The 14,741-nt window shown below is 37.6% G+C and carries 10 protein-coding genes; 9 read left to right on the forward strand and 1 reads right to left on the reverse strand.

The window, feature by feature from the left end; translation table 11 throughout:
- The first annotated feature begins 39 nt into the window (after positions 1 to 39).
- The gene (locus LVD51_RS08335; protein WP_236970759.1) at positions 40 to 1,338 is read left to right on the forward strand and encodes a sialidase family protein; all 1,299 of its coding nucleotides are present in this window, start codon (positions 40 to 42) and stop codon (positions 1,336 to 1,338) included.
- A 123-nt stretch (positions 1,339 to 1,461) separates the two neighbouring features.
- Here LVD51_RS08335 and LVD51_RS08340 read toward each other — a convergent pair whose 3' ends face one another.
- Positions 1,462 to 2,145 (reverse strand): FadR/GntR family transcriptional regulator, encoded by a 684-nt coding sequence (locus tag LVD51_RS08340; protein WP_236970760.1) that lies wholly within the window; start codon positions 2,143 to 2,145, stop codon positions 1,462 to 1,464.
- 416 nt (positions 2,146 to 2,561) lie between these two features.
- Here LVD51_RS08340 and LVD51_RS08345 point away from each other — a divergent pair, with 416 nt between their 5' ends.
- The 8 genes from LVD51_RS08345 (at position 2,562) to LVD51_RS08380 (ending at position 14,653) form a co-directional block, all read left to right on the forward strand.
- Entirely contained in the window at positions 2,562 to 5,816 is a 3,255-nt protein-coding gene (locus tag LVD51_RS08345) for a SusC/RagA family TonB-linked outer membrane protein (protein ID WP_236970761.1), read from the forward strand.
- Positions 5,817 to 5,839: 23 nt separating this feature from the next.
- Positions 5,840 to 7,306: a RagB/SusD family nutrient uptake outer membrane protein gene (locus LVD51_RS08350; protein WP_236970762.1), complete on the forward strand. Its 1,467-nt coding sequence runs from the start codon at positions 5,840 to 5,842 to the stop codon at positions 7,304 to 7,306.
- 168 nt (positions 7,307 to 7,474) lie between these two features.
- Complete coding sequence (locus LVD51_RS08355) at positions 7,475 to 8,755, forward strand: sialidase family protein (protein WP_236970763.1); 1,281 nt, start codon at positions 7,475 to 7,477, stop codon at positions 8,753 to 8,755.
- A gap of 359 nt (positions 8,756 to 9,114) precedes the next feature.
- Positions 9,115 to 9,729 (forward strand): sialidase family protein, encoded by a 615-nt coding sequence (locus LVD51_RS08360; protein WP_236970764.1) that lies wholly within the window; start codon positions 9,115 to 9,117, stop codon positions 9,727 to 9,729.
- Positions 9,710 to 10,453, forward strand: a complete 744-nt coding sequence (locus tag LVD51_RS08365; RefSeq protein ID WP_236970765.1) for an exo-alpha-sialidase — start codon at positions 9,710 to 9,712, stop codon at positions 10,451 to 10,453. Before LVD51_RS08360 ends, LVD51_RS08365 begins: the two co-directional genes overlap by 20 nt.
- A 349-nt stretch (positions 10,454 to 10,802) precedes the next feature.
- Complete coding sequence (locus LVD51_RS08370; RefSeq protein ID WP_236970766.1) at positions 10,803 to 12,347, forward strand: sulfatase family protein; 1,545 nt, start codon at positions 10,803 to 10,805, stop codon at positions 12,345 to 12,347.
- Between the two features lies 1 nt (position 12,348).
- Positions 12,349 to 13,479, forward strand: a complete 1,131-nt coding sequence (locus LVD51_RS08375; protein ID WP_236970767.1) for a sialidase family protein — start codon at positions 12,349 to 12,351, stop codon at positions 13,477 to 13,479.
- A gap of 16 nt (positions 13,480 to 13,495) precedes the next feature.
- On the forward strand, positions 13,496 to 14,653 hold the full coding sequence (locus LVD51_RS08380) for a sialidase family protein (RefSeq protein WP_236970768.1): 1,158 nt from the start codon (positions 13,496 to 13,498) through the stop codon (positions 14,651 to 14,653).
- Positions 14,654 to 14,741: the final 88 nt, after the last annotated feature.

Genomic DNA, 14,741 nt, shown 5'->3' on the forward strand with positions numbered 1-14,741 from the left:
TATAATAATAGACTTTTTTCGAAAAATTAATCTAAGAAAATGAAAGATATAAAAAATATTACATCGATAGCGAGAAGAAATTTTTGTTCTAAATCTGGAAAAATTCTTTTGGGATCATCTTTAATTCCATTGAGTTCAACTTGGTTAATGGCGCAAGGCTGTTCCAAAGAAGCGGTGAAAGAAGTCGTCGTAGAAGACATTCCTAAGCCTATCATCTTAGATAAAGAAATAGTCTATATAGATCAACCATCGGGATATCGATCTATTCCCAATGATTCTAATTTTAGAAATGTTCACAATTTGCCCGGTTTGCCGAGTACCATAAAAGTGGACTATCCTTGGGAGAAAGAGCGTTTGATTGGTAATAACCAAGGCTATATTACCAGCAATGTATTTGTTGATCCCAACAATGAATATATCTTACAGTTGATGTTGTCTACACCGGGAACACCAGATACTTCTACCGGCTCTCCTCAGTATAAGACTCGATATAGAGTGTCCACCGATGGTGGAGCTACTTTTTCAGAAGTAAAGTTATTGCAAATAGAAGGGTATACCAAAGACAATCCTATTAAGGGGGTAGAGATTGGTAGAAATGGGTACAATGTCAATTTTACTACACCGATTATTCAAGCTAAAAGTGGAAAAATTGTCATTCCAATTAACTTACATCCTTGGGATGATGTCAATAAAAAGATTTATAATCCAGCCAATGCCTATATATTTCAAGATGCAGGAGCTATTATAGGAACATGGAATTCTACAAGTAAGAGCTTTACTTGGGAGTTTGGTGAATGGTTGAGAATTGACCACAATGTTTCTACTAGGGGATTATCAGAGCCCTCTATCGTCGAATTGAAGGATGGTAGATTTGCTATGACGGCTCGAGGCTCGAATCTGAACCGACCAGATTTGCCTGGTTATACTTGGGTTTCTTTTTCTTCCGATCACTGTATGACTTGGTCAGTCCCAGTACCCTTGACTTATTCTACGGGAGAAAACTTCTTTGTACCCGCTTCTTGTTCTACTATTTTTCGATCTCGAATTAATGGTCGTTTATATTGGATTGGTAATTTGGTGAACAGTAATCCAGAGAGTAATTACCCGCGATTTCCATTGGTCATTGGTGAAGTTAATGAGAAAAATTTTGGGTTGATTAAAGAAACGGTATTACAGATCGATACTCGAAATCCGGACAAAGAGGGTGAAAAAATGCAATTGTCCAATTTTAAGATTTTGGAGCATAACCAAAGAAATGAAATTATCGTCGTGGTTACTCGATTGGAATTGTCTAAAGCAGCCAAGGCACCTTGTTGGTATCAAATTCAATTGACATAAAAATAAACATTGTAATAGGGAAGGCAGGATGTAGAATCTACATCCTGCAATTATATTATGCTGTGAAATTTTTAGATTTACTAGCTGGTTAGTGTAGTAAACAATATAGAATTCAAGAAAAACTTAGACCGTCATTTTAAAATAAGGCTTTAAGTGTTTTTTCATGGCTAGTCTAAAATCTTCTACAGAGCCCGATTTTAAAGCTTTGACAATGCCGTCATGGTAAATGTGATCGGGAGTATGAATTTTATGTTTCTTTTTGTTATTGAAAGTATGGTTAAAGATAGGTTGTAGGAGAATTTGAAACCGTTTAAATGTTTCATTGCCCGTCATGTCATAGAGTTTGGTGTGAAATTTTATTTCTTCTTCGATAGTAGGCTCGTTTAGGCTGGCTTGTTTTTTAACGATGGCCTCCAGTTCTTCAATGTCTTTCTCGGTCTTTCGAGCAAATAGAAATTCGGCCATGCCCATTTCCAAAATTAATCTCAATTCGAAAATATCTTCTAAGGTGTCTTGTCCAAGAATAAAAGGGTTCATTACTCTTTCTAGGCCACCGAGGATGTCGGGGCGAGCCATAATCATTCCCCTCCTGGTGCGCGATTCGATAATGCCTAACATACGCAGTCTACTCAAGGCCTCGCGAACCACATTGCGACTTACATTCAGTTTTTCTGCAATTTCAATTTCTCCAGGTAAAGAGTCCCCAGGTTTAAAAGCATTTTTTAAAAAGTAGGCGCGCAGCTTATTTTCTACCCGATCTGTCATTGAGATGTTTCCTAGAGGGACGAGGTTTTGTTTATCATTCATAATTGATCCGAAATCTTTTTGTAAGTCAAATATAGTTAAATGCGATGTTTAATTTGTTAACATTTTGCAAATACGCACAGTATAAAAGTTTGCCTTCATGTATATATGCAAATTAAATCATGTGATTTCATTCCATAGTGGCATAAATGGAGGATTGAGGTTTTTTTTGAATTATTAATTTAATATTAATTTAATATTTCAAAACAAATTGTATATTTGACCAACAAATAAAATACAAGTCTAAAATAGGTTTAAAGTTGAGGTAGTGAGAATCTAACCTTATGGAAGAATATTGGAATAGGTTGATGTGATAGGCATTAGAGCAAGCTGAATGATAATGACAGACGCTCAGTTAGAAAAATTGGTTTTTGACCAACTTGTCGATATTATTAATAGGTAAATTAAAATGTAAAAGTATGAAATTAGAAGTACTATTTCGTCAGGTCATCATGTGGAGCCTTTGCTTCGGAGTGATCTGTATTCACTCTCTAGGTGCGGAGGAAACGCCGAATATGAGAGAAATTACTTTCAAAACATTGGATATAATTGATGTCAAAGGTTCTGTGGTAGATGGTTCAGGAGAGGCCTTGATTGGTGTCAATGTATTGGTGAAGGGAAGTGCATTGGGTACTGCAACTGACTTTAATGGTGAGTTTGTTTTATCAGGTGTTCCAGAGGATGCCATTTTGGTAGTGAGTTATATTGGATACCAGACTCAAGAAGTGGCGGTAGCGAATCAAACGAATATCCAAATTGTACTGTTGGAAGATAGGCAGACATTGGATGAAATTGTAGTTATTGGATATGGAGAACAATCACGAGAAACGCTGACTTCTGCCGTTACAAAATTGGATAACAAAGTTATAGAGAATACCGTGTACGGTGATGCTGCGTCAGCTTTGCAGGGGACGGTATCAGGTGTGCGTGTACAGACTACCTCAGGTCAGCCAGGAAGTTCTCCAAGAGTGATAGTTCGAGGAGGAGCTTCTATTAACAACCCAAATGGAGCGGAACCTTTGTATGTAGTAGATGGAGTATTGCGAGAAAATTTAGATGGTATCAATACGGCTGACATTGAATCGATGCAGGTATTGAAAGATGCTGCATCTACGGCTATTTATGGAGCCAGAGCCGCTAATGGGGTTGTTATTGTTGCATTGAAAGCAGGGGTTGCTGGACAGACTAGAGTAAATTATAAATACTCTTTGGGTGTATCTGAGGTAAGAGAAACCTATGACTTAATGTCGGCTGAAGATTACATCTATTTTGCTCGATTAGGGATCGCCGCCATTGGGGAAAAACATCCTGAAAGGCTTACTCTTCTAAATAATTCTTCTGCAGCATCTACACATAATGATTTAACTAAAAATACTGCCTTTACACCACAGTATTTAAGTCCCGAAAATGAATACAAATTGAGCGAGGGCTGGCAAAGTATGGCTGATCCCTTGGATCCATCCAAGACCATTATTTTTGATGATGTTGATTGGCAGGACGTTTTATTTCAAACAGGAATTACTCAGGATCATTATCTAAGTTTTTCAGGTGGAACTGAAAAAGCCACTTTTAATGTAGGGCTTGGATATGCTGACGTACAGGGAGTGGCCATCCAGACCGATTACCAACGTTTGACAGTTAACATCAATGGACGATTACAAGTAGCGGATAATATTTATGCCTTTGGGGGATTAAATTTTAGTAGAGTTAGTGATAATTCTGTATACAGTGAAAATTCTATTTTTGAACGTTCGATTATGTTGCCTCAATCTACAAAATACAAATATGAAGATGGCACCTTGGCACCTGGTATCAGTGGTAGTTTGGGTAATACAGAATATCATTTGAGTAGATTGGACAATCGCAACCAGTCAAATCAAATGACTTTGTCTGGTGGTTTGAGTTGGGAGATTCTTCCTAATTTGATTTTTGAGCCTACAGCGTCTTTGTTTTATAGAGCCATAGACAATAATTCATTTCAAAAATCTTATTATAATGGAGGAAATCAATATGTAGATTCTAGAAATACAACGGGTGGTTTTTCTAAATGGGATCAGTCCCAATTAGATGCTGCTTTGAGCTATAATAATAGTTTTGCAGGAAAACATAATTTTCAAGCCAAAGTAGGGGTTTCTCATTTTGATAGAAATAATAGTAGTTTGACTGCTGTGGGTCGGGGTGCTGCGACGGATTTGTTGACTACTTTAAATGCTGCAGCTGAGCCTGTTAGTGTGACAGGATTGGCGTCTGAACAAACCATTTTTGGATATTTTAGTAGAGTGACTTACAATTACGACAGAAAGTATTTGTTTGCTCTTAATGCCAGATATGATGGAGCCTCAAATTTGGGAGATGATAATAAATGGGGTTTTTTTCCAGGAGTTTCTGCAGGATGGAATGTGCATAATGAGGACTTTTGGACAGACAATTCTATACTTTCTTCTTTGAAAGTAAGAGCCAGTTATGGAGTCAATGGAAATCTAGGAAATTTGTCAGATTTTCAAGCACAAGGTCAATATAGTGTAGGATCTACCTATGATGGAGTAGCAGCAGTAGAATACTCTAGTATTGCCAATCAAGGTCTACAATGGGAGCAGTCAAAAACCTTGGATTTTGGTTTTGATGCTGGTATCTTAAACAACAGAGTGCAATTGATTTTCGATTATTACGATCGAATTACCGATAATTTGATCACATCGTTGGCCTTGCCAAATTCCACTGGTTTTAGCAGTATTTTGACCAATCTTGGTAGTCTTCAAAACAAGGGAGTAGAGCTTGAAGTGTCTACTAATTTGATTAATAAAAATGATTTTTCATGGGATTTGGCTTTTAATGCATCTTATAATAAGAATAAGATCATTGAATTACCAGAAAATGATAATGAAAACAATCGAATTGGAGGCTTTAATCTATATGATCCTGGTTCCGGGGAATATGTGTGGAAAGGTGGATTGCAAGAAGGCCAGGAAATAGGTCAAATGTATGGTTATCAATTCTTGTACGTGTATGCGACGGATGAAGAGGCTGCTGCTGGACCTTATGATGAATTGGTAGCTGGAGCAGATAAGACCAAGTACGGTGGAGATGTAGCCTGGTTGGATAATGATGGTAACAATATCATTAATCCTCAAGATAGAGTCTATATGGGTAATATTTATCCCAAATGGACGGGAGGAATGTCGACAACCTTGACTTACAAAGGACTAAGCCTTTACGGTCGAATGGACTACATGACTGGACATACCATTTACAATTATGTTGGGGCTCAAACAATGGGACAGTTTCAAGGTAGTGTTAATCTTTCAAATGATTTGTTGAGATCATGGCAAAATCAAGGAGATGTTACGGATATCCCAAGATATTATTGGGCAGATCAAGCAGCTCAAAGTAATTATTGGAGAGGAGATCCTCGAAACCTAAACAACGGAGGGGGTAGTTCAATGAACTATGAATCAGGAGATTATCTTGCATTGAGAGAGATAACGTTGACCTATGATTTACCTGCAGAGATCTATTCAAAAATTGGGTTAAGTAATTTGCGGTTTAATATAACGGGTAATAATATCCATTATTTCACGAATTATTCTGGTCTAGCTCCTGAAGAAGGTGGAATAGATAGAGGAAGGTATCCAGTGCCAAGGGTGATTACTTTTGGATTGAATGCTACATTTTAATTAGACCATTAAATTGATATAAAATGAAAAATATAATAAAAATTTTTACTGTCCTTGCTTTTTCCTTTTGTATGTCTTGTTCAGACATTTTGGACACCCATCCTGAAAGTACCATAACGGTGAATTCATTTTGGCAGTCAGAGGAAGATGCCCTAGGGGGATTGTATGGTATGTACAATCAATTTAGAGTATTTGCCGATGCGAATATTGTCTTACTTGGCGAAGCGCGAAGTGAAATAATGGGCCATGGATTGGCCAATGCCGATTATCGGATCAAGTATTTTGAGAATACATTGACTGAAACCAATGCCGATCTCGATTGGCAGCAAATGTATCGAATTGTGAATTTCTCTAATTTGATATTAAATTATGTTCCTGGGATAGATTTTGTGGATTCTGCCGAGCAGGACAAAATATTAGCTCAAGCTTATGCCATGCGTGCTTATATCTATTTTGTAATGGCTAAGACTTGGGGAGATTTGCCTGTATTTACCGAGCCTGTAGAAGGTTATGATGCTGAAACAACTTTTCGAGAAAGAAAACCAGTTTCTGAAATTTTTACTTTAATTAAATCTGACATCGATCAGTCAAATAATCTCTTTGCAGATTATTCCTTTAATGCCAATCGCTCTATTTGGAATAAAGCAGCCTTGAATATGTTGAAAGCCGAAGTCTATCTTTGGACCGGAAAGACTATGGGGGGGGGAGAATCTGATATATCAACTGCCTTATCTGCTTTAAATGATGCTGAAAATGCTGACGTTGAACTGCTCGATGATTTTGGTTCTATCTTCGATTATGGTAACAAAGGGAATAAGGAAGTGATATTAGCAATGAACTTCCAAGACCTGGAAGCTAGCAACAATTACTTTGGGGATATGTATGTAGGTTCTGGTTCTATTACCACTAGTTTGACCCAAGAAACTCGAGATAAGATTGGGACTCCAGGAGGTAATAACTGGTGGGCACCAACAGCCTATTTTCGAGATCAATTCAGTGATGACGATCAGCGAAAAGATGCCAGTTTCTTTGAACTTTATACTTATGAAAATGATGTTCCTAGTTATTTAACTACCATTGTTTGGAAAGGAAAGGGTTTTGAGGATGCAGGAGAACGAAAATTTTTAGACGATATTATTATCTATCGCTATGCTGATTTATTGTTGATGAAGGCTGAGGCTAAAAATGCCTTAGGGCAAGATCCTTCAGCTGAAATGAATCAAGTGAGACAGCGGGCTTATGGAGATCAATTCCCTAATTATTCATTTGTTTCAGGAAGTCAAGTCGAAAATGATGCAGCTATCTTACAGGAGAGACTCTTTGAGTTGGCCTTCGAAAGTAAAAGATGGTGGGATTTAGTGAGATTTGATAAAGCCTATGAATTAGTTCCTTCGCTTCAAGGCAGAGAGAGTGAGAGTCAAGTGTTATGGCCTATTCCTATATCTACTTTAAGTTTAAACTCTAAGTTGGTTCAGAATCCTGGATATTAATATAGACATGATTTAAGGAGTGCGAAGGGTCTTGGATTTTAAAAAAAATCATCGCACTCCTATAATCTTGAATAATTAAAATCAAATTGTTCGCTAGTCGAAAGTGAGTGACCTACATATATCGTGATAACCCATGATGTATTATATGATGATTAAATTTTTTCGATTATGAATAAATATATGTTAAATAGTAAATTAGTTTCAAATCAATTACGCCCATCTTTTGGGAAAGTGGATTTGAAAAATGAAATTATATTTAGGTGGTATGCATTAGATCGCATTCTGCTAGTCTGTTTTGTATTGTGGTTTCTGACCATGCCTCTAATGGGATTCGGTCAAGAACAATTTTCGGTACCAGAAAGATGGGATTATGCTTATGAGGCTCATCCTGCATTAGAGCTAAATCAAAACATGCCTGAGGGACCTTTTGTTAGAATTGGTCCAAAAAGTATTGTAAGTGCGTGGTCTCCTTCCGGGCAAGATGTATTATTGTCTAATGACAATGGTGATACTTGGAAAAAGTCAAGAATATTTTCAGATACAAGCCAGTTTAAAATTAATGCCAAGGCGATTCAGCAAACCAAGGATGGTGTGATAGTTTTGGCGTTTACTAATATTAAAGAAGCGAACTGGACATGGAGTGATGAGCTTAAAGATGCTCCCGGTGCGGTATTGCCAACTTATGTTACTCGTAGCATGGATAATGGTAATACTTGGACAAAACCTGTAAAATTACATGACGATTGGACTGGCCATATTGCCAAAATGATTGTGACTCGTGACAATCACATTGTTTTTACTTCTATGATGATGCGACATAATCCGGGACGGCATACTGTGTTGACCTACATGAGTGCTGATAATGGAGAGACCTGGACACGAAGTAATGTAATTGATCTCGGCGGATCAGGACACCATGGTGGTGTTACTGAACCCACTTTAGTCGAACTTAAGGATGGAAGTCTCAGAATGTTGATTAGAACCAATTGGATGGAATTTTGGGATGCACAATCTTTGGACGGTGGGCGAACCTGGCATCCCCTAGGGCCTAGTAGAATTCCAGCTAGTCCTTCACATGGTCAACTGCAAAGGTTGAGTAGTGGTCGGATTGTATTGGTGTGGAATAGACCTTTCCCCGAAGGGAGTAATTCTTACCCTATGGTAGGTGGAGATCAAGTATGGTCTGCGGTTCCTGTTAGCAATTTTCGAGGAGAATTGTCAATGGCGTTTAGTGATGACGAAGGCAAATCTTGGTCCACTCCTACAGTAATAGCTTCCACTAAAACATTGGGATTTAGAAAAGCTACCGCTGGTGGGGCTGGAAAGTATATGCCTCAAAGAGAAATATCTTATCCACATGTCTTTGAATATGAACCAGGTGTTCTTTGGATAACCACGGCTAGAGGTCCTTTAAGGGCCATAGTTAAGGAAAAAGATTTTGCTAAGTGATTTTTTAATTGGTTTGTATACAATTTATAGTCTAATTCGACCCTCGAATTTTAAGTAGTATTTTAATTGTATAAATTAATTAACTGTGATAACTAGTTTACTAATAATGGATTTATCTAATCAATTTTGATATTAAATCGCGAGGTCAAAAATATTGCAGTCGTAATTCTAGAGAGTCTATGAGTTGTCGCTTGAATGTAAGAGAAGTCGTAGTTTGATTTAGCATATGACTTCGTTAGTATACTTTAGCGCAATGAGGATGAGAGTTAGGTTTTGTGCGAATACCCATTTAAACGTTAAGTCTGAAATTTAAGTTGGTTTGCAGCTAATAATATTAAAGAGTTATAAGTCAAGTTGTTATGATGGGGTTGTTGAAGTATTTTTTGGTTGTTGTAACTTTTTATTTGTTAGGCGCTTGCGATTCAACAGCCGTAAACGATGAAATGGATTTAACGGCTATTGGAAAACCCGAAGAAGGCGCTCTTGATCCTTTTATGGCTGAGTCATTTTTTAAGATGGATGTTGTGTTTCAGGATGGTAGTGCCAAATTGCGTGAGCCATATTTAGCGGTAGCAGTGGATGGTACTATTCTTGCGATGCGTAATCGAAAAGGACATTTGCGTCGTAGCGAAGATGGTGGCAAAACTTGGGGAGAGATCATAGAAGTTCCATTTGGATTTTTAGACAGTAACTTTATAATAGATGAAAATACGGGTGATATTATTGTCATTAGACTTTGGGAGGATACTGATAAGCAATGGCGAAGCAAAGATCACGGCAAAACTTGGAGAGAAGAAAATTTGATTCTTAAACCCAATGGAATTGTAAAATGGCTTAATCAGACAGGTTTAATGAAAAGGGTTTCATGGCGAAGACAGGAAAAAGAACAAAATGGCAATATTGATACCTATACCTTGCATTCTAATGCCAGTGAAAGTGGTATTACACTCAGGCATGGGGGAAAAAAAAGGTAGGCTGATCGTTTCGTCTACTTTTCGGCCTAATGCTCCCGAGCATCCTTCGGACAGGAGTCCTTTAAAAGCTATTTACAGTTGTGCTGTATATAGTGATGATGGTGGAGTTTCTTGGCAAATTAGCGATTTGTTCCCGGAAGGATATACAGAGGAAGCTGCGCTCGCTGAATTGAGTGATGGACGGATCTATTATAATTCTCGAAGTTGTAGTGGATATTATGATGAATCTTTAGCTCGAGAACTTAAACCCGAAGAAGTGATGCGACGTGAAGCATGGAGTTATGATTATGGTCATACTTGGGAAGATTTAAATATTAGTACAGTGCTTCCAGATGGAGGTGGAGCGGATAGAGGCTACGGTCTAAAAGGAGGATTGGTGCGTTTGCCAATTAAAAATCATGATATTTTAATTTTTAGCAATACGGATGCAGGGCTAGGTCCAAGAGAAGATCTGACAGTTTGGGCTAGTTTTGATGGAGGAGAAACATGGCCGATAAAAAGATTGGTGAATGAACCTCGTGGAGCTTATTCATCTTTGGGTGCAGGACGACCTGGCACTCCTAGTGAAGGTATGGTTTATATGTTATTTGAAGACCGTTTTGCCGATATGAGGTCAAAAACCCTTCCCCCTGATGCTACCATGCAGGTAGCTCGATTCAATCTTTCATGGATTCTTGAGGGCGAATTGACAGGTAATGGAAATGTGCCAGATTGGTTAAATTAATTGTCGATTGGAATAGTTTGGATGTAGAAGTTGGATTGCATGAATTGACTTTTTAAGGAGGGCTTAGCTGATGATTGGTTTTTGGGGTGAATTTTTAAAATAATTTATATAAAAATGTTGGTTTTGAATTGAATTTATGGAGCTTATATTTTTTATCTCAAATGAATTTGTATATTTGACCAACAAATTAAAGTATGTTTGGTATATTTAATCAAAGACTGCGGTTTAATATGCTTGTAAATTGTGGGTGGTATTAAATATTTTAAAATTGGAATAATCAAAAAATGATATTTAAATACAACACTAGAAGAATTTGAATTTTATACCTCAATTACTTCTCGAAATAAATATGAAGAAAACAAATATATATAAAATGATTTTTTATCGATTCTGGTTAAGCTGCTTGATTTGTAGTTGCTTTATTGCTTGTGATCCTCAAATAAGCTCTCAGGATGATATGAATCCCAATATTATACTAATCGTATCCGAAGACAATAGTCAAGACCTTGGCTGTTATGGAAATACGACCGTACACACTCCCAATCTCGATTCTTTGGCATTCAATGGTGCAATGTTTATGAATGCTTATACTACCTACTCTGTATGTAGTCCTTCAAGAGCATCTATTTTTACAGGATTATATCCTCATCAGAATGGGCAGATTGGCTTAGCGACTCATAAATTTAGAATGTATGATTACTTTGATAATATCCCGAAATATTTAAAATCCAAAGGATATCGAACCGGTTGTTTGGGGAAATTACATGTGAATCCCGATGACGCTATCCCATTTGATTTTCACGAGTTAACCACAAGTAATTTTGCAAAAAAGAATCTTCAAGACTACGCTATTCAAGCTACGGAATTTATTAAATCTGGAGATGCACCCTATTTTTTAATGGTTAATTATCCAGATGCACATTTTCCTTTAATTAGAGAAGTGGAAGGATTGCCCACCAAAGTTGTGGAAGGGTCTGAAGTAAATTCAACTTTGCCTTTTGTGGGAGCAGATTCAGAGCGTTTGAGAGAATTGACAGCAGACTATTACAGTCAAATCAATCGAATGGATGAATGCGTAGGTATGCTGCTCGATTCGTTGAATGCCATAGGGATGACCGAGAATACGCTGATCATTTATATCAGTGATCACGGTGCTCAGTTTTCGAGAGGTAAAGGTTCTAATTATGAAGGTGGTTTGAAAATACCTATGGTTTGGCATTGGCCGGGTAAGATTAAACCAGAAACTGTTTACGAGGAGGAGTTAACTTCCGTTATCGATATTTTTCCTTCTATAATCGATGCAATAGGAGATACAAGTCGAATTGAATTGCCGGGTCATTCCTTGTTGCCACTTTTTAAAGAAGAGAAGTACGAAGGCCATGATTATTTATTCGCAGAGGGTGCTTTGGGTACTGCGAAGTTTTTCTATCCTCGAAGAAGTGTTCGAGATGAACGATATAAATTGATTTACAATTTGTATTCACCCGATCCAGATCCCTATTTTCCAGTTTACACCGATCATAATTATTCATTCATGGTTTCGGGGACGGGAAGGCAAGAAATTGCTGAAAGCTCAAAAGAAATACAAAGGATATATGATATATGGGAAAATCCACCAAAGTATGAATTATATGACCTAGTAAATGATCCTTGGGAGTTTGTGAATTTGGCAGAAAATCCTAAATACACAGCGGAGTTGAATAGAATGAAACAGGTGCTAGACACATGGCGACAGGATACTAGAGATCCGATGTCGAATCCTGTATTGTTTGACAAAATGCGCAGGGAAACCGATTCTATTAATACCTTATATCCTGAACACAGTTATCAAAAAGACAGTACGTTCAAGTGGAATTATCCAAAATATTTTGGTGATCACGTCTTAAAAGAATGATATGAAATTTTATAATACGGTAGTGCTTATTTTACTTTGTTTTTCTGCATTTGGTCAGAGTCCTTTGTCCAAAAGGACAGTCCATGGTTATTTAATTCATGAAAAGGCTGAAGAGCTGGTAGGAATAAAGACCGGTCCATTTGTCAGACTCGACAATGGTGGAATATTGACGGTCGAGAAAAATATGAGTTGTATCAGTATGGATGAAGGGAAGACTTGGGAATACTATTCCATCTTTCAAGATTCTGCAAAGTTTGATATTCGTATCGAAAGGGTATTATTAAAAACCAGTAGTGGGGCAATTATTCTTGCTTTTGCCAATAATAAAGAAAGAGCCAATTGGAATTGGGATACAAGCATTTCTGATTCTCCCGGTGCCAGAATTCCAACCTATACTGTTAGAAGTTTGGATGGTGGTAAATCTTGGCAAGATCTTCAAATGTTACATGAAGAATGGACTGGAGCCAATAGAGATATAATAGAAACTAAAGAGGGCAATATTATTTTTACTTCAATGATGATGCGTCACAATCCTGGTCATCATACCACAATCACATATACTTCTAAAACCAATGGATTCAATTGGAAAAGATCCAACGTTATCGATAGAGGTGGGGTTGGTCACCACAGTGGGGTCATTGAATCAACCATCGAACAATTGGAGGACGGGAGAATATGGATGTTAATGCGCACCAATTGGGGAGTCTTTTGGGAAGCCTATTCAGACAATCAAGGGCTGCTGTGGAAAAATATTCGACCGACGAAGATTGATATGGCTTCGGCTCCTGGGTTATTGAAGCGATTGTCTAGCGGACGATTGGTTTTGGTGTGGAATCGAAAATATCCTGAAGGAGAATCTTCTTATTCTCTGAGTGGTGGTGATGGACAGCACTCAGAGGTGGCTCATAGTAATCATAGAAAAGAATTGTCAATTATGTTTTCTGATGATGATGGTACAACATGGTCTAATCCTGTTGTATTTGCTAAAGTCACTGACGAGAGTAAAACTAAAAACCTCGCTTACCCTAGAGTTTTTGAAGCTAGACCAGGTGAATTATGGGTTACTACAACCTACGCCAATTTTGGAGGATTCTTAGGAGTGAAATTGTTGGAAAAAGATTTTTTGAAATAGTGAAAGCATAAGAAAAATGAATATTAGAGGGATATTTTCTACAGCTGTTTTTTTGTGCAGCTTTTTTGTAAATCAAGTACAAGCACAAGTCATTCATGGGGTAGAGGGTAAAGTTACTAGCAATGGTATATGGATTCCCGCATTTGCACAAGAAATATCCAATATGAAAATGGGACCATTTATTCATTTGGATAACGGGAATATCTTAACGATAGAAGGGCAAAAAAGTCTCATTAGTACAGATAATGGTACATCTTGGGAGGAATATAAGATGTTTGAAGACAACGAACCTTTTAAAGTTTCTAATGAAGGAACACTCATAAATACATCAAATGGTACAGTTATATTGGCCTTTATGAATTTGGCGGAAAAGAAAAATTGGAACTGGGATGCCAAAATATCAGATAGTCCAGGAGCCATATTACCTACTTATGTAATCCGGAGTTTAGATGGAGGAAAAACTTGGCAGGATTTGCAAAAACTTCACAATGAATGGACTGGAGCCAATAGAGATATAATAGAAACTACGAGTGGGAATGTTGTATTCACTTCAATGATGATGCGGCACAATCCGGGAAGACATACGGTATTGACTTATACCTCACGGGACGATGGCAGATCATGGGAGCGCAGTAATATATTGGATATGGGAGGTATCGGTCACCATGGTGGATTAACAGAGTCTACGATTGAACAATTAAAAGATGGACGGATATGGCAATTAATACGAACCAATTGGGGTAGTTTTTGGGAAGCCTATTCTTCGGATGAAGGCATAACGTGGGAAGATTTAAAACCCACAAGTATCGATGCGAGTTCGGCCCCAGGTATCTTGAAAAGATTGAGCAGTGGTCGATTGGTTTTGATCTGGAATAGACTGTATCCTCAGGGCAAAGATTATTATCCATTGAGAGGTGGGGATCGACAGTGGTCAGAAGTGAAAAGTAGCAATCATAGAGAAGAGTTATCCATTGCCTTTTCGGAAGACGAAGGGAAGACCTGGACTGAACCGCAAGTAATTGCTAAATCATATGCACATCAAAATGAAGATTCTGGTAAGACTTGGTTGTCTTATCCATATTGTTTTGAGTTAAGTCCGGGCGTATTGTGGTTAACTACAATGCAAGGTGGATTGAGAATGCAATTGAATGAAAAAGATTTAATAACAGAATAACGATAAAGCCATTTAAATGGGGAATGTTATTTCCATATTTTATATTTTGCTTTTAACTGTACATTCATACAGTAGTCACTCTATTGGT

Origin of the sequence: Membranihabitans marinus, assembly GCF_021729155.1 — a bacterium.
GTDB classification, from domain to species: domain Bacteria; phylum Bacteroidota; class Bacteroidia; order Chitinophagales; family Saprospiraceae; genus Membranihabitans; species Membranihabitans marinus.